A 23,569-nucleotide genomic window follows, 5' to 3' on the forward strand; every position below is an offset into this window, starting at 1 on the left:
CCAACGCAGCTCGTGTTGGTGTTCCGCCCATGTCAGCGCTCGGTCCATATTGGCGCGTGGATCGTCGCGGCGATTTTCGCGCTCGCCTTCCCCTTATGGGCCTCGCCATCCTGGCAATGGTCACGATCGATCAGGTGATGATCCGTTTGGTCCCTCCGCTAAAGCGCGCCATTTCGTAAGGAGACGGCGATGAAGAAATTCATTTATTGCCGGCCTGCTATGGTCTCGACCGTCACAGGGGCACTTGCGGCCGACATTCCGATCGACCTAGCGGCATTGCTTTCTATGGTTCCGCGCGTCGATGTTGGCGGCGGCTACCTCACGATGTCGCATCTTGGCGTGGTGCCTTTTGAGCTGTGACTCTCGCGGTCAGCCCCGGCGTTTCTGAATCCGGCATGATGTTGGCGGTGGTTATGATGCTGGGAGTGGTTTTGACACTTAGGACCCGCACAGGCGCAATGGTTGTTGGACGCATAAATCTCATCCACCAACCTATCGAAGGTTTCACGGTTCTTAAGGCTTGCACGCCTTGAACGTATTCGAACCGTCGACACGGTGGAGATGTCGTCCGCTCAGCAATGATTTCCGATATTTAACAAGCGGCTGGATATGGTGGGTCAAATGGCGTTGTCACTCGCTGTTTCGTTTGATCGGAATTACTTCTCCTCTTGCCCCTCCGAGGTTGTCCCGCGGCGTCGCGACGGGCTTAAGCTCCACGATTCTCGCAGCCTGCAGGCTTAGCCATCCGGATGGCAGACCTGTCAGACTTTCGACGTCGTGCGGAAACAGTGGTAGATCTTCACGCAAATCTTCTTTTGTGACTTGTCCCGCATCGACCAATGCCTTGAACACGTCCGCGAGCAATGTCGGCTCCTGCATCGGCCAAATGTCGTCAAACGGCTCCCGCCTGGAGTAGCCCTTTGCGCTGTATATTTTGTAGAGACGAATTGCGGAGCTTAGGCTACCGTGGGGGCGACGCCATCGTACATAAAGCGTCCCGTCGGGTAGAAGCGATTTCGGTGTTGTGAGGATGGATATGCGCATGCTTTGGGCCATTGGCGCAAGGCCGTCTGGATCAAGCGCTCGGCTTGCCGTTGGTCTTGGGTGTGTAGGGTCTGGTGCGGATGTGCTTGAGACCGAGGGCCTGCACGCATTCGCGAAGTCCCTGGCCTTGAAGCGCGTCAGAGCCAGTTCTTACTGAAAACTTTGAGGCTGGGCCGGGTCAAGATCTCATTCGAATTCGAAGTGGACCGTTCAATCGAAACTATCGAGCTGTCCCGACAGCGAAGTGGCCGTGCTAACGTCACCGCCACTTCGCATTTGGCCGGATTAGACCGGCCAGACAGACTGCAGCTTCTCGCCCGACAAGATACGATCTCTGGCCACGGTCTCATGCTTTCCAAGCGTGTCGGCCTGGTCGGCGACAGCGGCCAGGTGCTCCTTCGGGATGCAGACGACACCATCTACATCGCCAAAGATCACGTCGCCGGGTTTAATGGTGACGCGGCCGATCTTGATCGGGATCTGCGATTCGATTGGTTCCTTCTTTCCGGTCACGCCGACCGGGCTCGGCTCGGTGCCGAATAACGGGTAGCCGAGTTTTCGGACCTGTGCGAGGTCGCGTACCGTGCCGTTAACGATCGTGGCCGCCGCACCGCGTGTCTTGGCGCCCGAACTCATTAGCTCGCCGGAGCAGGAGCCCGGCGCACAGGAAGCTTCGCAGACGAGGACCCCGCCCTTCGGCGCGTTGTCGACAGCATTGTGATAGACGTCCTGTGGCTCGCCTTTGCGGTCTGACAAACCAAAAAGCACAGTCACGGCCGGTCCGCAGATCACCTCTCCTTCCGCCAAGGCACCCAGCAACTTGATGCCTTCCAGATGTCCCCAGAGGCCGAGCGCCTCCATGCTGTCGTGCACGTCACCCGAATACCAATTCTTCAGGCGCTCGATCGCGCTCCAGTCGACATCGGAATAGTCAAAATCAGGCATTACGTCTTTCCTCCCTTGGATGCTTTTTCAATGGCAATGCGCAGGTAGTTCGCGCTGTTGTCGATCTGGGCGCGGACCAACGCCTTTGCCCCAATTTCGTTGTGGTCGCTGATCATCTGATAGATCGCGGCGTGTTCGTCGTAGGCCTCGTCAAGCGACTTGGTCGGCACACGGCTCGTTACCTGGATGACTTCACTAATGAGGCTGGCGAAATTGTCATAGATGATCGACAGGATGCGATTGCCCGCCGAGTGGACGATGGCCAAATGAAAGGCCGCGTCGGCCTCTACGAAACCGGAGAAGTCCGTTTCATCCCGCGCCCTGCGCATGCGATCCAGATTCTCCTTAACCGCAGGAGCGATCGGCGCATCGGACGCGCAGACGATTTCGAGGATCTCCGTCTCGATCATGCGACGCGCCACCATCAGCTGCTGCAGATATTCCGGCTCCGCCGCCAACCGCTGACGGACCGTCACGGCCAGCGTATCGAGAAACTCGTTCACGTCCTCGCGCACCACGGTCGTGCGCTCACCGTGACGACGCAACAGGAGACCCTTGGTTTCGAGCGTGTGGATTGCCTCGCGCACGGCGCGGGTGGAGACACCGAACTCCTTGGCGATTGCGCTTTCGGAATCCAGCTTGTCGCCGATCTTCAACTCGCCGCTCAGAATGCTGGCCTCCAGCGCCGATGCCACCATGATGTGCAGGCGGTCTCGCTTCGGAACTGTGGATGTTTCAGCAGTCATCATGTCGGGCTCCCGCAGTCGTGTTTCGCTTTGACCTTTTGCAGATTGAGCGAAGTGGTTGACGCATCACCAATCATGCGCTTACAGTACTTATGTCATAAGTCATATGTCAAGTGTCGGTTCAGCGGGAGGATAGTCGCAGCGCCGCACGCAACAGGGAAACGGGAGGAGACATCGTGTCTTTAATTAATAAGTTCTGGCGCCATGCCGCAGCCGGAGTGGCTGGCGTGGCAGTGGTTCTGAGTGCTGGCGTCGCCATGGCCGAGTGGCCGGAGAAGGCCGTCACCGTGATGGTACCGTGGGCAGCTGGCGGCGGCACCGATGCCACCGCCCGGGCTGTGGCCGAGGGCCTGCAGAAGAAATTCGGTCAGCCCTTCAATGTCGTGAATCGCACCGGCGGTGGCGGCCTCGTTGGCCATTCTGCAATCGTCCAAGGCGCGCCCGACGGTTATACGCTCGGCGTCGTCACCATCGAAAGCGCGATGTACGAAGCGCAGGGCCTCAAGGGCGTGACGCCTGCGGACCTGACCTTCATAGGTCGCTTCAACGCCGACGCCATTGCCGTGAATATCCGCCCCGACGCCCCCTATTCAGATCTCAAGGGCCTGATCGAAGCCGTCAAAGCTGACCCGGGGGGCGTCGCAGCTTCCGGCGCAAACCGTGGCGGTCTCTCGCATCTTGCCTGGGTCGGTCTGCTGCAGAAGGCGGGCATCGATCCCGTTGCCGCAAACTGGGTTGCTTCGGATGGCTCAGCGCCGGCGCTGCAGCAATTGACATCTGGCGCCATTGCCGTGGTTTCCACCTCGCCCGCCGAAGCAAAGGCGCTCGTTGAGGCTAACCAAGCCAAGACCATCGCGATGATCTCGAGCGAGCGCAGCCCGCTTTATCCCGACCTTCCGACCTCGGACGAAATGCTCGGGATCAAGTGGTCGCCTCTTCCCTTCCGCGGCCTGGCCGGACCCAAGGGCCTGCCCGACGACGTCGTACAGAAGGTCAGCGCCGCATTGAAGGAAATCACAGAGGACGCAGAGTTCAAGAAGTTCATGACCTCGCGCGGCTTCTCCGTTGCCTATCAGGACGCCCCGACCTTTGCCGCGACCGTAAAGGCCGCTCATGACGGACTGAGCGAGACCATGAAAGCGGTTGGTCTGGCCAAGTAGCGGCCACAGCAAGAGACATTGACATGAAACTCAGCGAAAGACTGATCGGCCCCGGGCTGATCTTGTTCGGCGGAGGCGTGATCATCGCCTCCGCCGACCTGCCGCAAGTGCCCGGAGTCCGCTTCGGCGCTGACCTCATGCCGTCCATCACAGGTGGAGCGCTGATCCTTTTCGGCGGGCTGCTTGGCTGGAAAGCCTGGTCGAAGCCCCTGACCGAACCGCTGGTCGATACCAGCGAGTGGGAGGTGTCCCTGCGAAAACGGCTCACGGCGATCTGGACCATTGGTGCCCTGCTGGCGGCAACGCTGCTGTTCCAGTCCGTGGGCTTCCCGCTGATCGGCCTGATCTTCATGACCGTGCTGATGGTTCTGATGGGTGCCCGACCGCTCACCATCGCCATTGTCGCACCGCTGTTCGTCTTGGCGCTGCATCTGAGCTTCACCAGGATCATGCATGTGGAACTTCCTGCCGGGCCTCTGGGAGCATTCCTATGATGAGCTTCGAAACTTTCGAGACGGCCTTTTTTATGGTGATGGCGCCAAGCGTGCTGCTCGCTATTCTGATCGGCTCTGTTTACGGCCTGTTCATAGGTGCGCTGCCGGGACTGACTGCCACCATGGCGACAGCTCTGCTGGTGCCGATCACCTTCTACATGGAGCCGTTGGCGGCGATCGCGCTGATCGTGTCCAGCACGGCCATGGCGATCACCGCGGGTGACATTCCCGGAGCCCTGATCCGCATACCCGGCACGCCGGCCTCGGCCGCCTATACCGAGGAGGCCTACGAAATGACCCGGCAGGGCAAGGCCGGAGAGGTCCTGTCGCTCGGTTTCTTCTTCTCCGCCCTCGGCGGCCTGATCGGCGCCACTGTCCTGCTCGTCTCTGGACCGGCATTAGCGCAGGTCTCGCTGAACTTCTCCAGCTTCGAGTTCTTCTGGCTGGCGACGCTCGGCCTCATGACATGCGCACTGGTCAGTTCCGCTAATCCGGTCAGGGGTGCTGTCTCGCTTGTCATCGGCCTACTGTTGTCAACAGTCGGACTCGACGTGACCACAGGCCAGCCGCGCTTCACCTTTGACGTACTGGAGCTTTCGGGCGGCATCAGCTTCATCCCGGTCATGATCGGCATGTTCGCCCTGTCGGAAATCATCCGGGGCTTCACCGCTCTGGAGCGTGAGCTGCCGCCAGCGCCGAAGGTGGGCGACATCAAGCCCTATCGCGGTATGTTCGCGCTGCTGCGCAGGTATCCAATGAGCGTCGTGCGCGGCACTTCACTCGGCTCCGCCGTCGGCGCGTTGCCAGGCGTGGGCGGTGATCTTGCGGCCTGGATAGCCTACGGCATGAGCCGCAAGTTCTCCAAGACGCCGGAGAAATTCGGGACCGGCCACCCGGAAGGACTGGTAGAGGCAACCTCATCCAACAATGCCGGGCTTTCCTCCGCCTGGATCCCGGCGCTGGTGTTCGGGATCCCAGGTGACGCGGTCACTGCGATTGCGGTCGGCGTTCTGTTCATGAAGGGAGTTTCGCCCGGCCCGCGATTGTTCATCGAAAACCCGACAATGCCGACGGCAATCATCCTGACGTTTTTCGTCGCCAACCTGCTGTTGCTGCCGCTGGGCTGGTTCGCCATCAAAGGTGCGCGGCATGTTCTGTCGGTACCCCGCGCCGTCATCGTGCCGATGATCCTGCTGTGCTGCTTTGTCGGCTCCTATGCCGTCAACAACACGCTGTTCGACGTCTGGACCATGCTGGTCGCGGGTGTCGTTGGCTACCTGCTGGAGCGCAACGGCTTTCCCATCGCCCCGATCATCCTGGGCCTCGTTCTGGGACCCGTACTCGAACGGAACTTCATCATGTCGATGCAGATTGCCCGCGGCGACTTGCTTGGCTTCTTCGAGCGGCCGGTCGCCGGCGGCCTCGGCATCGTGGTTTGCACCATCCTCGTGCTTGCCATCCACCGCGCCTGGACGCGGCGCGGCCAAGGGCCGGATGCCAGTGATCCTGCCACAGTCCTGCCCGACGTCCCCAATTCAACAAAAGGAAATTTGCAATGAAAGATGTATTCTCCGTCAAGGATCGCGTCGCCGTAGTGACCGGCGGTCTCGGCCAGCTCGGCACCCAATTTACCAAGACGCTGGCCGGAGCAGGCGCCAAGGTCGCGATCTATAGCCGCCGCCCATTCTCGCGCCAACAGGTCGTCGAGAAATTTGGCGAACTCGCCGACAACGTCCGCGTTTACGAAGCCAGCGTGCGCGATAAGGAGAGCCTGATCAAGGCAACCGACCAGCTGATTGCCGACTGGGGCGTCCCGCACATCCTGATCAACAACGCCGGCATTGACAGTAAGCCAAATGGCGACGCTGATCAGAACGCGCCATTCGAAGACTATCCGCAGAAATATTGGGACGAAGTGATCGACACCAACCTTACGGGCGTGATGCTGACCACCCAGGTGATCGGCAGCAAGATGGCCGAAGCCGGCTGCGGATCCATCATCATGGTCGGCTCGATGTATGGTCTCGTGTCACCCAACCAAGCGCTCTATGCCTATCGCGAAGCACGCGACGGAAAGCCGTTCATCAAGGCGATCTCCTACGCCGCATCGAAATCCGGCTTGGTCAACATGACCCGCTATCTTGCCACCTACTGGGCGAAAAAGGGCGTGCGCGTAAACCTGGTTACCTTCGGCGGCGTCAAGACCGGCTCCTTCGACAAGGAATTCATTGATGCCTTCCTCGAGCGCGTCCCCATGGGCCGCCAGGCGGAGATCGACGAGTTCGGCCCGATCGTGCAGTTCCTCGGCTCCGACGCCTCCACATATATGACCGGCGCCAACCTGGTTCTGGACGGTGGCTTCACGGCCTGGTGACCGCAGGCGCTTATCTGACCCCCAACCCGCTTGGCCGGCTGAGCGGGTTTAATTTAGCAAACTCCAAAGGGAGTCCCTTCCGCGCTAGGTCTCAACGGTGAACCGACGTGTGGACCCGCTTTGACAAGCGCTCACTATTATGAGGTTAGCACTTGTATCGGCTAGAACAATCGGTAGGCGTTCACCTACTACCCACTTCGGGCCGCAAAGCTGCCGAACCCTCGCCTTGATGGGAACCGAACCCGCGGCACCCACATTACGGCTTAACCGGCTTGGAGAATCTACATCAAGTGCAACATACGCGATTGGAGGGTAGGGGATCAGCCTGTTTCACGCAAATGGGCGATGAACACTTCGGCGGGTGTTTTGTATCCGAGGCATTTGCGTGGCTGCGCATTCAGGTGATGGGCGAGGTCGACGAGCTGTTGCTGCGTGATGTTGGATAGGTCGGTGTCACCAGGCAGGAAGCGGCGGATCCGCTTGTTGGCGTTCTCGACAGCACCTTTCTGCCAGGGCGAGTTCGGGTCGCAGAACCAGCTCCTGGCGCCGATCCCGTCTTCCAAAGCCCGGAAGCCGGCAAACTCGGTACCGCGGTCGAAGGTAAAGCTGCGACGGGCAAAAGACGGCAGCGGCGAGAACGCATTGATGATCTTGTCCATGATCGGCCGCGAGTGGCGGCTGCGGTTCTTGATCAACACGGTGTAGCGGCTCTTGCGTTCGACGAGCGAGGTGATGTTGGCCTCGCCAAGCTCGCGTTTGAAGATCAGCAGATCGCCTTCCCAATGGCCGAACTCGGACCGATCATCAACAAAATCAGGCCGTTGCGAGATCCGGCACTCAAACGGGATGAGCCCGTCACGCGGCTTGCGGGATCCACGCGGCAAGCGTCGGCGACGTCGCTCAGGCAGGTGCTCGTAAAGGCCAAGTGGATAATCCTCCTTGCAGTAGATGAAGCGATAGATCGTTTCCGGGCAGATGCTGACTGGGCTGATCCCGTCAATCAACAGCCGGCCGGCAATCTGTTCCGGTGACCATTTGGCCTTCAGTCGATCGATAATCAGGTCTCGCAGCTGTGGATGTCGTCTGAGCTTGCGCAGCCGTCGGCGGCGCTCCTTGCTCATGTCGTCGGCAATGGTGCCGAAGTAACCAGTGTAATCTGGAAACTCGCGGTCGTGAAACGTGTTGCGCCTGAGCTCGCGATATATGGTCGAACGATGACGGCCGAGTTGGCGGGCGATCTCACCAACCGGCAGCTTGCGTTCCTTTAACTGATACAGATGGCGGCGATCGGACAGGGTGAGCTGCGAATAGCAGGGCGACATGCAAATTTCTCCAAGGCGAAGCCATTGATGTTATTGGCATGTCGCACTTGAAAATAGAATGTACCGCTGAAGCATCGTTTGCGGCGTAACGCTTGTTATGGAACTCACGCACAGCCTCGCTGCGCGGCTTTAGCATCTTGACCGGAGCGCCGTCCAAGCTCGCCTTTGTAGACGCTGGCGGGAATATCGCCTTCCATTGCGACGGCGACCGACGGCTGGCGATCAACCGAGGTTGAGCCGCTTTCGCAGATCGGCATTTTCAGCACGCAGCTTCTCGGCCAACTGCGTGCGCAGTCTTTGGTTTTCCTCTTCCAGCTGAAGAAGGTCCGCAAACTCGTCAACTGCCGCCACCGACGGTGCGGTCGCTGCCAGCACCGCCTTCGCAGCACGTTTGACAGGCGCACGTTTGGCGCTTGGCGCACCTTCGTCAGCCTTTGCCTTGCGTCCTCTCTTCGGCTTGACCGTTGCGGGCGCCGCAACCGTCGGCGTGTCAGCATCAGTCATCGTATTGTTTTCGTCGGCCATTATGGTCTCCTGTAGAGCCGGTGCATTTGTCTCCTGCTCGATCGGCGGTGTCAACAACGCCGCCGCCCGTTGTTCTCCGGCGAAAGACATTCCGGTGCTGTGAACCTGGGAAGTTTCCGGCAGGAACGGCATCGCCTCGTCCTGCAGATCCTGCGCAACGGACTTGAGATCCATGTCTCCCCAGATCGAGTTCGGATTGGAATTGAGTTTTCGCCGGCCCGATCTGTACTCGACGGCAAAGCTGCGCTGGACTTTTTTCACTTTGAGAGGCCTTGGATGTCTGCGGTGATGTTTCGGCGACGCTTTCAGCATCGCAACAAGCCATGCAGATAACCCCTATCGCCCTGGCGGTCCAGACCCATGGCCTCCGCAGCAAGCCGCATGACCTTTCGGACGCTATTGCCGTCAATGACGCATCGGGCACAGCCGCGGAAGATGATGGATAAGCCGTTGGGCATGTCGGCTCGAAGAAGAAATCATCTTCGATGCCATGCCGCCGGCGAATTGATCGGAGCCACAAACACCCCTTGTGTCGCCGTTGTATCCTTAGTCACATCCACATTCGAACGCTTTCGTCGTCCCCTCAAATCCCGGTGGCAATGTTATACAAGGCGCGCCGGGAACGTGCGGGAGCATGGCAGCTTCCGCCGTCTCGATCTAGCGCTATCCAGTCCCGCAGATGCCTCGAGCGTCTTTAACGCTGCGCAGAGGCGAATTCCCTCACGAGATCCCGCGTTTCCTGCTGCGCGATTATTACGGTTTGTTACGGCGGGGCCGCCTCCTCGGCCGACGGCAATAAGCGTAACAAAAAACACCCACCGGAGGGCTTCACCGTGAAACACAAGCCGTCGCAGGTTCCTCTGTTGGAGGACTGATTGCATCCGTGGCCTCGGCGACATCGACTTCGCCGCAGCCTGTGGGCCATCGGCCAATCTCTCCGAAGTCAAGACGGCGTCGCAAACCCGCATTACAATCCTTTGATAAAGTGCACGGGCCAAAGCGAAACCGACGGAACATACGTAATTACCATCAAAGCGGCGAATACCGTCAGAACGAACCATAAGAGTTGCGGAATGACTTTTTCGATCGGCAGATTGGCGACTGCGCAAGCGGCGAAGAGATTGACCCCAAGAGGCGGTGTGATCATGCCGAGCGCTAGATTAACCACAATGATCAACCCAAAATGAACTGGATCGACCCCATAAGCAACTGCGATAGGTGTCAGGATCGGCGCCAGCACGAGTATGGCGGCCGCCGTTTCGATGAACATACCAACAAGAAGAAGCAAAAGGTTGATTGCTAGCAGGAACGCGAACCTACTTTCGAACATCCCTTTGACCAAGGCCGCGATCTCATTGGCCAAGCCGGACCGGGCGATTAGGAAGGAGAATAGAGCTGCGGCCGAGATAATCAGCATGATCGCCGATGTAGCAAGCACTGTATTCTTCAGGATCGGGTAGAGGTCCCGCAATTTGAGTTCGCGATAGAGCATTGCTCCGACGACGACCGCGGCCAACACGGCAGCGGCGCTGGCCTCCGTAGGTGTGAACATTCCCGAATAGATGCCACCGAGAATGACGACGGGAACAAGAAGCGCGGGCATCGCCGCGCTCAGAGACGGCAGAAAACGCGGACGATCGCCCTTCCCAAGTTTTCCGATCCCGCGGATACGGCATAGAACCAGCACCAGCGCCATTAGCGATCCTGCAACCAGAATACCCGGCCCGAGGCCGGCAAGAAACAGATCCCCAATCGAGGTTTCGGTCGCAACTCCATAGAGGATGAGTGGGATCGAGGGTGGGATCAGCACGCCAAGTTCAGCCGAGCTGGCCTGTATCGACGCAGCAAACGGCGCAGGATATCCCTGTTTGACCATTGCCGGTATAAGGATCGCACCGATTGCAAAGGTTGTCGCGACGGAGGACCCCGAAACTGAGGCAAAAAGCATGCAGGTCAGAACGCATGACACCGCCAGTCCGCCCTGGACGCCACCGACTATTGACTTAGCGAGCTCCACCAGTCGGAAGGAGATGCCTCCGGCTGACATCAGATTACCAGCGAGAATGAAAAGTGGAATCGCCATCAGCGGGAAACTATCCAGCCCTGTGAACATCCGTTGCGCCACTAGCAATAGAGGGAGGCGACCCTGGACCTCAATGCCGATGATCGATGCCAGACCGATTGCGACAGCAATCGGCACGCCGACAAAAAAGAAAATAACGAGCGAAAGAGCGATTGCCGTGTTCATTTCGATGGCTCCGGACGCTCGAGCCACCCACCTTGAATGGCGCGCATAGCACTTGCCGCGCCTGCCAACACGATGAAGGCGGATGCAACCGGCACAGCGGCGTAGGCCCAGGACATTGACAAATCGAGCGCGGCGACTTTCTGGCCCGCGACCCGTTCGGCCATCGCCCATCCCTGCCAAAACAGGATCGCAAAGAAGACGATTGTAAGCAGCGCGGCGACCATGTGGAGCGCGAGGCCAAACTTCGGCGGCAGCGCACGCTGGATGATATCTACCGCGATCATGCCGCCTTCGCGAATAGCGGGCGCCACCCCCATGAAGACGCTCCAGATCATCGCAAACCGGGTTATGACCTCGGACCACGTCGAGGGATGACCAAAAATCAAACGCGTTAACACCTGATAGACCGCAAGTGCAGTGGCCGTGAGCAAAAAGGCAATGGCTAGCGCGAGAGCCAAGCGGGTAGTAAGCGCTTCGAGACGCAGAAAAAGCTTCATATGATGTCCTGTTCCGAAAAGTGGACCGGCGTTCGAGGCACCGGCCCGTACACGGCATACGGATTTAATGAACAGCCTTGATCCGTTCGACCGTTTCGGTGCCATATTCTTTCGTGTAAACAGGATAGGACGCTTTTTCAGCCAATTCGGCGAAAGGTGTTTTATCGATGTCGGTGATAACCTCCATCCCTTTCTCTCGCATTAAGGCAACGCCGGCGTCCTCCAGTCGATTGACCTCGGCTCGGTTTGCCGCAACCCCGGCCTTGGCCGACTCGTAGAACCATCCCTTTTCTTCTTCATTCAGGTCGGCAAACATTGAGGCAGACGCGAGAAAGATCGCCGGCGAATAAACGTGCCCCGTCAGCGAGGCATATTTCTGCACCTCCCAGAACTTTGATGCCGAGATAACGGTTACAGGATTTTCCTGCCCGTCCACGACGCCTTGCTGTAGCGCACTGAAAACCTCAGGAAAGGCCATCGGCGTCGGAGACGCACCCATGCCAGTAAACGCCGCCATATGGACCTTGTTTTCCATCGTACGAAGCTTCAGGCCGTTCAGATCGCCAGGCCTACGGATCGGATGAGTGCTATTGGTAATATGCCGGAAGCCGTTCTCGCCCCAAGCCAGACCGACCAGGTTGTTGTCGTCGACCTTTTTCAGAATCTTCTGACCGATCTCTCCGTCAAGCACCTTGCGCGCATGATCATAGTCGCGGAACAGAAACGGAAGGTCGAACGCATAGACATCTGGAACAAAGTTACCAAGGGGGCCCGTTGAGACGATTGCCATGTCGATCGCCCCAATTTGTAGCCCTTCAATTAAATCGCGCTCACCGCCAAGTTGCCCAGCTGGCGCCTGTTCACCGGTGAACTTGCCTTTCGAGAGCTCCTCTAACTTGTCAAAGAAAGCTTCAGCGCCAATACCGAAATGTGATGTGGGTGACGTGATCGTAGCAAGAATGATCTTCTGCTGAGCTTGTGCCGGTCCTGCCAGTGCGATCGCGACTAATGCGCCGATTATAAAGTGTTTCATCTCGTTCTCCTCCACTATTTGTCACTTTTGACTTCGTTCTTTGGGAGCCCCCGCTCACATGCGAATGCTCGATTAACGCCACTCGCCCCCCGGGCGGCACGCCGCGAACGAGCGGGCGCTGTCTGGGATAGCACCCCACCCTTCCGGGATGGGTGAACTGTAATCGTCAATGCACCACATCCGGCAGCACGAGGACCTCGTAGAGACCGAGTTCCGGTAGCTCAAACACAACCCCTGCGCTTTCGATACGGCCTTTGATTTTAGTGCCGGACTTCAAGAGGTGAGCGGGTCCGCCGTGTCCCTCAACTCGCAATACCCCTCCTGAAATCGGCAGGTGGGGCCCGAAGGATCGGGTCCGCATACCGCTCTGATTGATCAGATGAATGACGAGGCCGGCCTCCGAGCGCCCCAACACGATCTCGACCTGATCGGGCAAATCGGCAGTGACAACTGGAGTCGCAAGACCGGCTACACAATCTAGAAAGAAATCACGAATCTCGGTTGTACCGAATTCGCGATATGTACAACCTATGGTCCAGGGGAATTGCGTTACGCTACCGCCATTTTCCAGCCGGACAACAGCGGGACGTTTGCTTGGCACGTGGCCATAGCATTTTTCGGGTGGGCCGAAGGGTGCCCGGGGGAAAAGACATCCGATTTTCTCAGCACGGGGCTTCCAGATATAATCAGCATAGGCGCCATGGACCGCCACGATCCGGGGTGTAAAAGCAAAAGCGTTGGCTTCGCACTGCTCGACATCCGTCACGAAGGTAGACCAGAGCTCGCTCCCGGTGGTCGTCTCTCCAACGCGCATAACTGAGGGGCCGGTAGCAAGCTCGCCTTCGCCCTCACCGGTAGTCGCGCTGCTTCCGGTCAACACCAAATTTCCTCCAGCGTGAACGTAAGCATCCAACGCCTCGGCCACGTTGGAGCCAATTTGGCCGAGATTGGGCAGCACGATCATTTGGAATTGGCTTAACCGGCCTTCCGAAGCGATCTTCGAAATAAACTCGGCGGCTATCACGTCAAAGGGGAGATTACGTTCCGTCATTGCAGAGAATAACCCACGGAACTCCGATACCCTTTGCGGATAATCAGGGTCTGAGCGGCGAACCGGATCGGGTCGGACCAATGCTATGTTAGAGGCTGGCCGAAGACCGCGATATATCGCGTGATGGTCGCGGTGAAAGCTTTCGATATTACCTGCGAGCGGCAGGTTCACGAAAGGAATACGCCCTGGCGCCCCCATAATGTAGGTCGACGGATTACCGCCGCGCGCCATAGCCTGCAGCAAGTACTGCGCAAACATTTCTGGCTGCTCCCCCGACATTCTGTAAGGCATGTCAATGAATGATACCGAGTTCACCAATAGAGAGATCTCTGGCAACCCGGTCATATGCGCGCTAACGTTCTCTGATGTATTATGATGCCAGGGCTCGCGACCAATCGCGTTGTTCGCCTCGTAATAAACAATCGGAGCGCCACGCTTCAGGACCAGCGCCGCATCGGCGCGTCGAGAACTGATATGCGCAGCAATCCGGGTGCAGAGGGTCGTAGTAACCTCCTCAGCGAAATGCAGCCATTGCGCATAGTTCGGGTGAGTTGGACCATCTGGGAGGCACTTCCCATCGGAGTACGTCGCGAAACGTTCCTGACACGTCCCGCAGTTGCAGACGCCGTGATAGACGCGACTGTAGTCCATTTCAGAGAAGTCGAACCAGTTGAAAAAGAAGCCGTCAACCGAATACCGGTCCATTATCTCGTCGAGGATATCAAGCGACCTAATTTGATAATAGTCACGGTTTGGACATGTGCTGTAGAGGGTGTTGTAGATCTGCGGCGCACCTGTGGGAGACACGAACAACCACTCTGGATGCTCTAACGCGATGCCGCGGGACACCTTGGAAAAATCCAAACGCGACAAGATTTTGATGCCACGTTTTTTCGCCGCGGAAACGGCGTCTCCAATAAGGTCGCCCGAAGGACGGTCCGCAAGAAACGGATTGCGGGTTTGATAGGGCAGATCGCTCGGATAAAAAGAAGAGATACCCCCAGTGTTAAGCAACCATGTTGTCGCGCCCTGGGCTTCGATCCTATCCAGAGCCTGCTCAACGTCCATCGTAGCGTCGATTTCCTGCAGGTTGGTCTGGAACACCGAGAATGGGCGCCGCCACCACCTTTCAAAAATCGGGTTCGCGTGATCGGCAGTATGATCCAGTACGGTATCCGGTGGCATACTAGTCTTTCCTGGCACGTTGGGCGCTAGCTGAAGGCGACAGAGACGAAGATCCGCACGCGCCACGTCATTCTCGCCACGATCAAAATCTTTGCTCAGAGTATCTATTAGAACTCGGACTGCAGGGCTGTCAGCCATCGGCCCGATATGGTGGCAACACACACTCTCGGTGGACTCGTCATTTCTTGCGCCATATCTCCATCCTCACCGTTGCCGGCGACTTCTCCAGTGGTCATCACACTGCAGGCGGTTCACAGGCGACTTCTACCTTTACAACTTTTGCCATGTTTGAATATCTGTATTTATTTGTCAAACGAAATGTGTGACTTTGCGGGCAACCAAATGATCGGCTCCGGTATCGACCCAGGAGATCTATGGGAGTCGGGACTACTAGATCTTTCGCACACAACGTAATATCGTCCGCGCAATAGATTGCGGTGTACTGGTACCACCTGCGTAGATATCCTGTAGAATATCAGGCGGAATTGGCTTTCACTATTTCAAGACTATATGAGTTCATTTTTTATTTCACCGGCGTGAGAATTTTCCTATATGTGCAAAACAATGCGGAGTGATCTTTATGTCTTCTCCCTGTCCTATCGCCGCCTTCATGGTTTGGACGACGCCAGCTGTGCATGGAAGCGCCATATCGAGCTGTCCAGCAGTAATAATCGCAATGTTTAGGTCTTTCCGCGTAGTGCCATCTTGAAACCGGGTTCATACATCTCGTTGATCATCCGCTGATCGTGCAGCTCCAGAATACGCGATCCAGCAAAACCGCCCAGCCTAGCGTCGCGAACCACCTGAAGGTCCACGCCTGCAAGCCGCGCCAGAACAAGAGCTTCGCTCACCGCCTGGATGGTTAGTGCGACCCCGATTTGGTTCGCGACCTTCACAGTTTGCCGAGCACCGATATCTCCAACGCGGGATGTTCTTGCCCAAGACTTCAAGCACCGGGCCCAGAGCAGCAACTGTGTTCACATCTCCGACCATCATCATTGAAAGGTCCTCGCACGTGCGCCAGTTCGCCACCCGACACAGGCGCCTCCACGTACCACGCCACAATCGCTTGATTTTGTTTCCAAACTCTTTTCGCAATAAGCGTCCTTGCCACGCCATTTTGGGGGAATAGCACCGCGCCCACGTCAGGCGCGTCGGGAACAATTAAGATCCCTATATCGCCGCCCTCTGGGACTTCCGAAGGCGAGTCGCAGACCGTCGCCCCGAGCCCATCCAATATCGTGAAGCTTCTTTTGCACGAGCGATCGAGTTCGTGACCGGCTTCAACAAGCCGTCGACCAACGGTCGCCCATCATTCCAAGCCCGAAAAAAGCGACCATTGACATCTAGGGGCCTCCCTGAGCTTCTCGAAGGGCCGCTCCTGCATCGCGGTTGGGGAAACACTTATTTGCTCGCCCCAGCAGTATCGATATGACAACTTTTGACTAATCGCTCAGCTCTTATATGTATTTCTCCGAATCTGTTGTACCCTTGAGGGTGCGAGCGATTGGCTCGCACCCGGGAGCCTATGGGCCTCTCTTGTGCGGTCTTGGTTGGCTGTACTGATCCAGGTTCACAGAGAACAAAAGCATGGACACCGATAGGAGGAGAAGCGTGACAGATAGCGAAACGACTCAGAAGCTGTCGGACCTCTCCTATCAGGAAATGATTGGCCTCATCCGTGACGGGACCTGGGCGGCAAATACGCGCCTGCCATCGGAATACGAGATGGCGAGCCAGTTGGGAGTGTCACGCCCCGTCGTGCGCCAGGCCCTCGCCCGGCTGCGCGAGGACGGTTTGATTATGTCGCGCCGAGGTTCCGGCAGTTTCGTGACGCGCGAGCCTTCCGCAGAATTACAATACCCGGCGATTGCGAGCATCGCCGATCTTGAGCCTTTCGCCAGCTTCCGCGAAGGGGTCGAAGGCGAAGCAGCCGCTCTAGCGGCTGAACGACGCAGCGATCATCAACTGGGCGGGCTGCGTGCCATGTCCTCCTGCCCCCACGGCATTTCAGGCGAAGAGGGCGCCAACCATGATTTTGATTTTCATGTCAAGGTCGCGGACGCTTCGAGAAACCCTTTTTACGCCAACACTTTATTGTCGCTTCGAACCCAGGTCACTCTGTTCATGACTTTGACTTGGAAGGTCGCGGCACTCAGTGTCGGGTTCAGCACCAAAGTGAACCAGCAGCATCAAGACATTGTAGACGCTATCGAAGCCCGGAATCCCGAGCAAGCGCGCGCGGCCATGCGTTACCACATTAGATGGACTCACAGCAGGTTGATGAACGGCCAGTCGGGTGAGGTCGAATAGTTCCATAGTCGGAGTTTGGCGCAGCGCCGCAGCTATTAGATGAGAAAAAGGTACGACTCAGTGACCTACGGGAACGTTCAACCATGAATACGCGCGCCTATTGTTTTGAGTACCGGATCGGGGTCGAGGGCGAGGCGGCGGCAGCGGCGGCACTCCACCGGACCGAATTAGATATCGCCCGGCTGGAAGCAGCGATGATCGAACTTGAGACGCTGCACTCTGCTTCGCAGTTTTCTTTTGAGGCGGACTTCGAGTTCCACCTGTCGGTTGCGCGGGCAACCCACAACAGCTATTTCTTGAGCACCCTTGAAGCCATGCGATTGACAATCCGAAGCGGAATGTTGCTTGCTATTGCACCATCCAGCCTGATGCTTGAGACGAAGGGTAAGGCTATCCGCCAACAGCACCTCGCCGTATTCCGGGCGATCCTAAGGCGCGATGATGTGGGAGCGCGACAAATGATGCGCGAACATCTGTCTCGATGCCGACAGTCGACTAGGCACTGGGACGATGTAGAGGATCCGGTTGAGTTTGACCGACAACATTATTGAGGTCGCTTGGACTTGTTTTAGATATTGCGGAAAACCTTCGTTCGCCCCCAACTTCCTGCGCATGCTCTTTCCAGAGGGTTCCGCTGTTGCAATCTCGCGGAGCCAGATATTGCGCTTCAGGGTGACTGTCCTCAGTTTGTGATGATCTTCGTTCACCCTCGTAACCACGCACTACCGATGCCAACGTACTGGCGGCGAATTTCCAAGACACGCGATCCTAGCCGCTGGCCCATTGCACTCGGAAACCAGGCGTCAGCAGCACGTCTGGTACCGGGTACCTGCTTTGAAGGCTGGTGAAAGCCAGCCATAATGGTCGTTCCCCGAAAACAGTTACTGCCGCCGAGACCTTTGCGAGGGCAGCCTAGGTGCCCGGGAGGAGGCTGGGAGCTCGAACCTTGTCTTCATTATTCGCGAGCTATGTCTTAAAATGTCCGATTACGGGGGCCCCCTGAAAGCGCTTCGTCGGCACATCAGAGTGATAGTTGGTCGAAGGCCAACGATTTCGTCAACTTCTGAAACAAATCGGCGCCAGCTTGCGCGCACGCGCTATCTTCTGCAGGTGTCCCAGAACTAAGGCCGATGCCGCCCACAACCTCGCCGTCGACGATGATTGGAAGACCACCGGCCACCACAACCAGACGGCCGCCTATTGCCGTGTTGATTCCATAAGCCGGACTTCCCGGTTGGCTGGCAAGACCATAACTCTCAGTTGTTCTTCTGGCACCTGCTGCAGTAAAGGCCTTGTCCTGCGCGATGATCGTGCTCGTAACCTTGCCTCCGTCCATTCGCTCGAAGGCAACGAGTTGTCCAGATTCGTCAGAAACGGCGATGCACATAGGCACCCCGATTTGCTCCGCCTTCGCCCGCGCACCGGCGATGAGAACGCGGGCCTCGTCCAGACTGACTCGGTTGATCTTCAGCATAGTTTATCCTCCTGGGAGCGGTGAAGGTTTAAGACCGGGCTCGATTGAGGCGGCACGCTGAAAGGCAGCTTCAATAGCTATTCAGCTGGGTCGGACTCAGTCGTCGATAAAACGGTTGAGCATCTGGCGAGCGAACGAGATTCGGAGTTTGGAATTAATCCGCAAAAAGCTTTACGTGCAGATGGCCGTTTCAGTTTTTCACGATCCGGAATACGCCTGCCACCGCTCGTTTTTCTAGACGCGTTGTTGAGGCGCGGCTTCCTGCAGATGTTGCTTTTTCGATCACGTCTGCCGTTGTTTGGATCTACTTCATGGCAGCTTGGCTTTCAGCTCGATACGGCGGCGATGGAGGACCGGCTCGGTATAACCGTTCGGCTGCTCGCGGCCCTTGAGCACGAGTTCAAGCGCGGCCTGGAAGGCGACGGAACCGTCGAAATCCCTGGCCATCGGTGTGTAGAGCGGATCGCCGGCATTCTGGCCATCGACGACGCCGGCCATGCGTTTCATCGTCTCGACGATCTGCTCTTCGCTGGTGAGCTTGTGATAGAGCCAATTCGCCATGTGCTGGGCCGAGATGCGCAGCGTCGCGCGGTCTTCCATCAGGCCGACATTGTTGATGTCCGGCACCTTGGAGCAGCCGACACCCTGATCGATCCAGCGGACGACGTAACCGAGGATACCCTGCGCATTGTTGTCGAGTTCGCGCTGGATTTCCTCCGCGGTCCAGTTCGGCCGAACGGCGACCGGCACGGAGAGGATATCCGACAGTTTGGCGCGGGGGCGGCTCTTCAGGCCGGCCTGAACGGCGGTAACGTCAACCTTGTGATAGTGGGTGGCATGCAGCGTGGCCGCCGTCGGCGACGGAACCCAGGCGGTGTTGGCGCCGGCCTTGGGATGGGCGATCTTCTGCTCAAGCATCGCCGCCATCATGTCCGGCATGGCCCACATGCCCTTGCCGATCTGCGCATGGCCGGACAGGCCGCATTCGAGGCCGATATCGACGTTCCAGTTCTCGTAGGCCGCGATCCACGCCGCCTGTTTCATGTCGCCCTTGCGGATCATCGGGCCTGCTTCCATCGAGGTATGGATCTCGTCGCCGGTACGGTCGAGGAAGCCGGTATTGATGAACACGACCCGCTCGCGCGCCTCCCGGATGCAGGCCTTGAGGTTGATGGTGGTGCGGCGCTCCTCGTCCATGATGCCCATTTTCATGGAATTGGTGGGAAGACCGAGCGCCTGTTCGACACGGGCAAAGATCTCGCAGGCGAAGGCGACCTCTTCCGGCCCGTGCATCTTCGGCTTCACCACATACATGGACCCAGCCCGCGAGTTCTGGCGGCGACCGTTGGGGCCGATATCGTTGATGGCGATCAGCGCCGTCACCATGGCGTCCATGATGCCTTCCGGCACCTCCCTGCCCTCGCTATCCAACACTGCCGGATTGGTCATCAGGTGACCGACATTGCGGATCAGCATCAGCGAGCGGCGCTTCACGGTGATCTCGCCGCCCGCAGGCGACTTGAAGGCGGTATCCGGGTTGAGCTTGCGGATGAAGGACTTGCCGCCCTTGGCAACCTCCTCCTGAAGGTCGCCGTTCATCAGGCCGAGCCAGTTGCGGTAGACGACGACCTTGTCTTCGGCATCGACCGCGGCGATCGAATCCTCGCAGTCCATGATGGCGGTCAGTGCCGATTCCAGCCAGACATCGGAAATCTTGGCCGGGTCGTCCTTGCCGATCGCCGTCGTGGCGTCGATCAGGATCTCGATATGCAGGCCGTTCTTCGTCAACAGCAGATGGGTCGGATCGGCAGGCTCGCCGAGATAGCCGGCAAACTGCGCCGGATCGGCAAGGTTGACCGTCTTGCCGTCCTGGGCTGCCGCCGCAAGCGTTCCGCCCGTCACGATAAACGAGGTGACGTCCGTCCAGCTTGCTCCAGATAGCGGCACCGACTGATCGAGGAAGTCACGCGCCCAGGCGATGACCTTGGCGCCTCGGATCGGGTTGTAGCCCTTGCCCTTTTCGGCACCGTCCGTCTCGGGAATGGCGTCCGTGCCATAGAGTGCATCGTAGAGCGAACCCCAGCGGGCATTGGCGGCATTCAGCGCATAACGGGCATTCATGACCGGTACGACGAGCTGCGGACCGGCGATCTCGGCGATTTCCGGATCAACCTTGTCGGTCGAAACCGTAAAGTCCGGCCCTTCCGGCAGCAGATACCCAATGTCGCGCAGGAAGGCCTCATAGGCGGCCAGATCGCTTGGCGCACCGTTCTCGCGGTACCAGCCGTCGAGCTTTGCCTGGAAGGCGTCGCGCTTGGCGAGAAGTTCGCGGTTCTTCGGCCCCAGATCGTGGACGATCTTCGAAAACTCGGAGAAGAAGCGGTCGGCGTCGACACTGGTGCCCGGCAGCGCTTCCTTGACCAGGAAGTCGTGGAGCTTCTCGTCGATTGCGAGACCATTTTTTTCGATACGGGCCATCTTCATTTCCTGTCATTTCACTGCGGCGAAGAGCATTGATCCGGAAGATGTGCTTGCAGCGAGCATGGGAAGGACCCCGCCCTGCGAAGGCGGGAGTTGGTGGATTGACCAACAAAATTAAAAACTCGCACACGTTACAGCAAGGGATGGCGGTTTCATCCGCCGATCGAAAGCTCGCGCACTAAATTTAACGACCAGTCTTTTCGCGCCAAGCTCGATAGTCGATGAGGCTCTGCTCATCTGTAGCTGGATAGAGACCCAAGATCGACCGTCCGTTCAGCACCTCCTCGGCAACAAAGTCTTCGTATGCCGTCATCTCAGTGGCCTCGTCAGCAATCTCATCAGCGAGGTGCGCCGGAATGACGACTACGCCTTCACAATCTCCGACCACTATATCACCAGGGAACACCGGCGTGTCACCGCAGCCAATAGGCACGTTAATGTCGATCGCCTGGTGAAGAGTCAGATTTGTCGGCGCGGAAGGGCGATTGTGGTACGCTGGTATTCCGAGCTTCTCAAGGTCAGGCGTATCTCGGAACCCGCCGTCTGTCACGACACCCGCGACGCCACGAACCATAAGCCTAGAGATCAATATCGACCCCGCGGATGCGGCTCGCGGATCCTTGCGGCTATCGATCACGAACACCGCACCAGCCGGACATACCTCGACAGCTTTTCTTTGAGGGTGTTCTCGATCGCGAAAGACCTCTAACTGATTAAGATCTTCGCGGGCCGGCATATACCTCAATGTAAATGCTTCTCCGACCATCGTACCGGCTTGCTTGTTGATACGGTGTACGTCCTGGATCCATTGGTTCCTCAGTCCCCTCTTGTAGAGGGCCGTCATCAGGGTCGGTGTCGAAACAAGTTTCAACTTTTCCCGTGTTTCGACCTTAAGGTTTGTCAATTCTAGCTCCTCGCGAAAGCAGTCGCCGCGGCGAACGGCTGAGATACCGGCGGTCAATCCCCGCCGTTTTGGAATTTGAAATGGGAACCTTCCACCAAGGCTGTCAAGGAAGAGCTCGACCGCCCTTTCTGAAAGACGGTTGCTTCATTGAACCCTGGTTTATTGTTCGACTGGTTGTCCCACCATGGGGTCCAGAGAAGCCGATCTGGGTAAATATGTCAATAGTTGTCTTTTCTCGTGCATATTTGTGGTGCCGCAGGACTTCACTAGGGCAGCGTGTAGGTGGTCTTCACCACGGTGAAGAATTCAGCGGTATACCTGCCCTGTTCGCGCGGGCCGAAGGACGAGGCCTTGCGGCCGCCGAACGGCACGTGGAAATCGACGCCGGCTGTCGGGAGGTTGACCATCACCATTCCAGCTTCTGAATTGCGCTTGAAATGCGTCGCGTGCTTCAGGCTTGACGTGGCGATACCGGCGGAGAGGCCAAATGGCGTGTCGTTGGCGACCGCCAAGGCTTCGTCGTAGTTCTTTACCCGGATGACGGAAGCGACGGGCCCGAAGATTTCCTCGCGCGAGATCCGCATCTGGTTGGTCGCTTCGGTGAACAGCGTCGGCTGCAAATAGAAGCCGGGCGTGTCGCGCTTCACGAGTTCGCCGCCGAAGGCGAGCCTGGCGCCCTCGTTCTTGCCGATCTCGATATAGTCGGTGTCCTGCTTCAGCTGCTTGTCGTCGACGACCGGGCCCATATGGCTGCCGGCCTTCATGGCGTTGTCGACGTTGATCGTCTTCAGCTTCTCGGTGAGTGCTGCGACGAACTTGTCGTGGATGCCTTCCGTCACGATCAGGCGCGAGGAGGCGGTGCAACGCTGGCCGGTCGAGAAGAAGCCCGAATTGGCGGCGGCTTCGACGGCCACGTTGAGGTCCGCGTCGTCGAGGACGACCATCGGGTTCTTGCCACCCATTTCGAGCTGGAACTTGCGGTTATGCTCGATCGAGGCGAGCGCGACGCGCTTGCCGGTGCCGGTGGAGCCGGTAAACGTGATGCCGGCGAGGTCCGGGCTGTCGAGCATGGCCTGGCCGACGACCGAGCCGCGGCCCATGACGAGGTTCAGGACGCCCTTCGGCAGGCCGGCGCGGTGGAGGATGTCGACGATCGCCCAGCCGCAGCCAGGTACGAGATCGGCAGGCTTGAAGACGACGGTATTGCCGTAGCAGAGCGCCGGCGCGATCTTCCATGCGGGGATGGCGATCGGGAAATTCCACGGCGTGATGATGCCGATGACGCCGAGCGGTTCGCGCGTGATCTCGACGCCGATATTCGGACGGGCAGACGGCACCAGTTCGCCGGTCAGGCGCAGCGCTTCGCCGGCAAAGAAATCAAAAATCTGGGCGGCGCGGATGACTTCGCCGGTCGCTTCGGGAAGGATCTTGCCTTCCTCGCGGGCGAGAAGCGCGCCGAGTTCGTCCTTGCGGGCGAGGATTTCGTCGGAGGCCTTTCTGAGGATCGCGTGGCGTTCGAGGATGCCGGAGCGCGACCAGGCGGGGAATGCTGCCTTTGCCGCGGCGATCGCCTGTTTGGCGTCTTCGGCGCTGCCCTGGGCATACATGCCCACGACATCGTTGGTATCGGATGGATTGATGTTCTTGGAAGCGTCCGAGCCGACCCATTCGCCGGCGATCAGGTTCTGGTAGATGGTCATATCGCCTGTCCCTCTCTCTATTCATAAATTGGTTGGGAGCAACCGCGCGACAAAATTAGACAGGATGCCCAGA

General features: G+C 58.1%; 21 protein-coding genes and 1 pseudogene. 7 read left to right on the forward strand and 15 right to left on the reverse strand.

What is annotated here, in order from left to right; translation table 11 throughout:
- Nucleotides 1–189: 189 nt before the first annotated feature.
- Entirely contained in the window at nt 190–360 is a 171-nt protein-coding gene (locus ACSQ3G_RS29320; protein WP_436112789.1) for a hypothetical protein, read from the forward strand.
- 270 nt (nt 361–630) lie between these two features.
- Here the strand turns inward: ACSQ3G_RS29320 and ACSQ3G_RS29325 are convergent, their stop codons facing one another.
- From ACSQ3G_RS29325 to ACSQ3G_RS29340, 4 genes and pseudogenes are all read right to left on the reverse strand, one after another.
- The gene (locus tag ACSQ3G_RS29325) at nt 631–879 is read right to left on the reverse strand and encodes a hypothetical protein (RefSeq protein WP_105403649.1); all 249 of its coding nucleotides are present in this window, start codon (nt 877–879) and stop codon (nt 631–633) included.
- Between the two features lie 72 nt (nt 880–951).
- Nucleotides 952–1,176 (reverse strand): annotated as a pseudogene (locus tag ACSQ3G_RS29330) (integrase core domain-containing protein); the annotation flags it as partial.
- A 153-nt stretch (nt 1,177–1,329) separates the two neighbouring features.
- Entirely contained in the window at nt 1,330–1,989 is a 660-nt protein-coding gene (locus ACSQ3G_RS29335; protein WP_105403650.1) for an RraA family protein, read from the reverse strand.
- Nucleotides 1,989–2,738: a FadR/GntR family transcriptional regulator gene (locus ACSQ3G_RS29340; protein WP_105427083.1), complete on the reverse strand. Its 750-nt coding sequence runs from the start codon at nt 2,736–2,738 to the stop codon at nt 1,989–1,991. The genes ACSQ3G_RS29335 and ACSQ3G_RS29340 overlap by 1 nt, the downstream gene beginning before the upstream one ends.
- A gap of 173 nt (nt 2,739–2,911) precedes the next feature.
- Here ACSQ3G_RS29340 and ACSQ3G_RS29345 point away from each other — a divergent pair, with 173 nt between their 5' ends.
- The 4 genes from ACSQ3G_RS29345 to ACSQ3G_RS29360 are packed head-to-tail and all read left to right on the forward strand — an operon-like array spanning nt 2,912 to nt 6,763.
- Entirely contained in the window at nt 2,912–3,895 is a 984-nt protein-coding gene (locus ACSQ3G_RS29345) for a tripartite tricarboxylate transporter substrate binding protein (protein WP_436112790.1), read from the forward strand.
- 23 nt (nt 3,896–3,918) lie between these two features.
- Nucleotides 3,919–4,389, forward strand: coding sequence for a tripartite tricarboxylate transporter TctB family protein (locus ACSQ3G_RS29350; RefSeq protein WP_105403653.1), 471 nt, complete (start codon nt 3,919–3,921; stop codon nt 4,387–4,389).
- Nucleotides 4,386–5,948 (forward strand): tripartite tricarboxylate transporter permease, encoded by a 1,563-nt coding sequence (locus tag ACSQ3G_RS29355; RefSeq protein ID WP_436112791.1) that lies wholly within the window; start codon nt 4,386–4,388, stop codon nt 5,946–5,948. The genes ACSQ3G_RS29350 and ACSQ3G_RS29355 overlap by 4 nt, the downstream gene beginning before the upstream one ends.
- Nucleotides 5,945–6,763: an SDR family oxidoreductase gene (locus tag ACSQ3G_RS29360; RefSeq protein WP_105427080.1), complete on the forward strand. Its 819-nt coding sequence runs from the start codon at nt 5,945–5,947 to the stop codon at nt 6,761–6,763. Before ACSQ3G_RS29355 ends, ACSQ3G_RS29360 begins: the two co-directional genes overlap by 4 nt.
- 320 nt (nt 6,764–7,083) lie before the next feature.
- Here ACSQ3G_RS29360 and ACSQ3G_RS29365 read toward each other — a convergent pair whose 3' ends face one another.
- From ACSQ3G_RS29365 to ACSQ3G_RS29395, 7 genes are all read right to left on the reverse strand, one after another.
- Nucleotides 7,084–8,085, reverse strand: a complete 1,002-nt coding sequence (locus tag ACSQ3G_RS29365) for an IS30 family transposase (protein WP_436112792.1) — start codon at nt 8,083–8,085, stop codon at nt 7,084–7,086.
- A gap of 222 nt (nt 8,086–8,307) precedes the next feature.
- Complete coding sequence (locus ACSQ3G_RS29370) at nt 8,308–8,871, reverse strand: transcriptional regulator (RefSeq protein ID WP_436112793.1); 564 nt, start codon at nt 8,869–8,871, stop codon at nt 8,308–8,310.
- A 706-nt stretch (nt 8,872–9,577) separates the two neighbouring features.
- Complete coding sequence (locus ACSQ3G_RS29375) at nt 9,578–10,858, reverse strand: TRAP transporter large permease (RefSeq protein ID WP_436112794.1); 1,281 nt, start codon at nt 10,856–10,858, stop codon at nt 9,578–9,580.
- Nucleotides 10,855–11,355 carry a TRAP transporter small permease gene (locus tag ACSQ3G_RS29380; RefSeq protein ID WP_436112795.1) on the reverse strand — a complete coding sequence of 167 codons (501 nt, stop codon included), beginning with the start codon at nt 11,353–11,355 and terminating at the stop codon, nt 10,855–10,857. The genes ACSQ3G_RS29375 and ACSQ3G_RS29380 overlap by 4 nt, the downstream gene beginning before the upstream one ends.
- A 64-nt stretch (nt 11,356–11,419) precedes the next feature.
- Nucleotides 11,420–12,388, reverse strand: a complete 969-nt coding sequence (locus ACSQ3G_RS29385) for a TRAP transporter substrate-binding protein (RefSeq protein ID WP_436112796.1) — start codon at nt 12,386–12,388, stop codon at nt 11,420–11,422.
- Between the two features lie 166 nt (nt 12,389–12,554).
- Complete coding sequence (locus ACSQ3G_RS29390; RefSeq protein ID WP_436112797.1) at nt 12,555–14,624, reverse strand: alpha-amylase family protein; 2,070 nt, start codon at nt 14,622–14,624, stop codon at nt 12,555–12,557.
- A 680-nt stretch (nt 14,625–15,304) separates the two neighbouring features.
- Nucleotides 15,305–15,520 (reverse strand): NAD-binding protein, encoded by a 216-nt coding sequence (locus ACSQ3G_RS29395; RefSeq protein ID WP_436112798.1) that lies wholly within the window; start codon nt 15,518–15,520, stop codon nt 15,305–15,307.
- Between the two features lie 718 nt (nt 15,521–16,238).
- Between ACSQ3G_RS29395 and ACSQ3G_RS29400 the strand changes: the two genes are divergently transcribed.
- Nucleotides 16,239–16,937 carry a FadR/GntR family transcriptional regulator gene (locus ACSQ3G_RS29400; RefSeq protein ID WP_436112799.1) on the forward strand — a complete coding sequence of 233 codons (699 nt, stop codon included), beginning with the start codon at nt 16,239–16,241 and terminating at the stop codon, nt 16,935–16,937.
- 83 nt (nt 16,938–17,020) lie between these two features.
- On the forward strand, nt 17,021–17,488 hold the full coding sequence (locus ACSQ3G_RS29405) for a FadR/GntR family transcriptional regulator (RefSeq protein WP_436112800.1): 468 nt from the start codon (nt 17,021–17,023) through the stop codon (nt 17,486–17,488).
- Between the two features lie 470 nt (nt 17,489–17,958).
- Here ACSQ3G_RS29405 and ACSQ3G_RS29410 read toward each other — a convergent pair whose 3' ends face one another.
- The 4 genes from ACSQ3G_RS29410 to ACSQ3G_RS29425 form a co-directional block, all read right to left on the reverse strand.
- On the reverse strand, nt 17,959–18,411 hold the full coding sequence (locus ACSQ3G_RS29410) for a GlcG/HbpS family heme-binding protein (protein WP_436112801.1): 453 nt from the start codon (nt 18,409–18,411) through the stop codon (nt 17,959–17,961).
- A gap of 309 nt (nt 18,412–18,720) precedes the next feature.
- Nucleotides 18,721–20,889, reverse strand: coding sequence for a malate synthase G (locus tag ACSQ3G_RS29415; protein ID WP_436112802.1), 2,169 nt, complete (start codon nt 20,887–20,889; stop codon nt 18,721–18,723).
- A 187-nt stretch (nt 20,890–21,076) separates the two neighbouring features.
- Nucleotides 21,077–21,796 carry a ribonuclease activity regulator RraA gene (locus tag ACSQ3G_RS29420; RefSeq protein WP_436112803.1) on the reverse strand — a complete coding sequence of 240 codons (720 nt, stop codon included), beginning with the start codon at nt 21,794–21,796 and terminating at the stop codon, nt 21,077–21,079.
- Nucleotides 21,797–22,062: 266 nt separating this feature from the next.
- Nucleotides 22,063–23,496, reverse strand: coding sequence for an aldehyde dehydrogenase family protein (locus ACSQ3G_RS29425; protein ID WP_436112804.1), 1,434 nt, complete (start codon nt 23,494–23,496; stop codon nt 22,063–22,065).
- Nucleotides 23,497–23,569 lie beyond the last annotated feature (73 nt).

This window comes from Neorhizobium tomejilense (assembly GCF_964254135.1).
GTDB classification, from domain to species: Bacteria; Pseudomonadota; Alphaproteobacteria; order Rhizobiales; family Rhizobiaceae; genus Neorhizobium; species Neorhizobium tomejilense.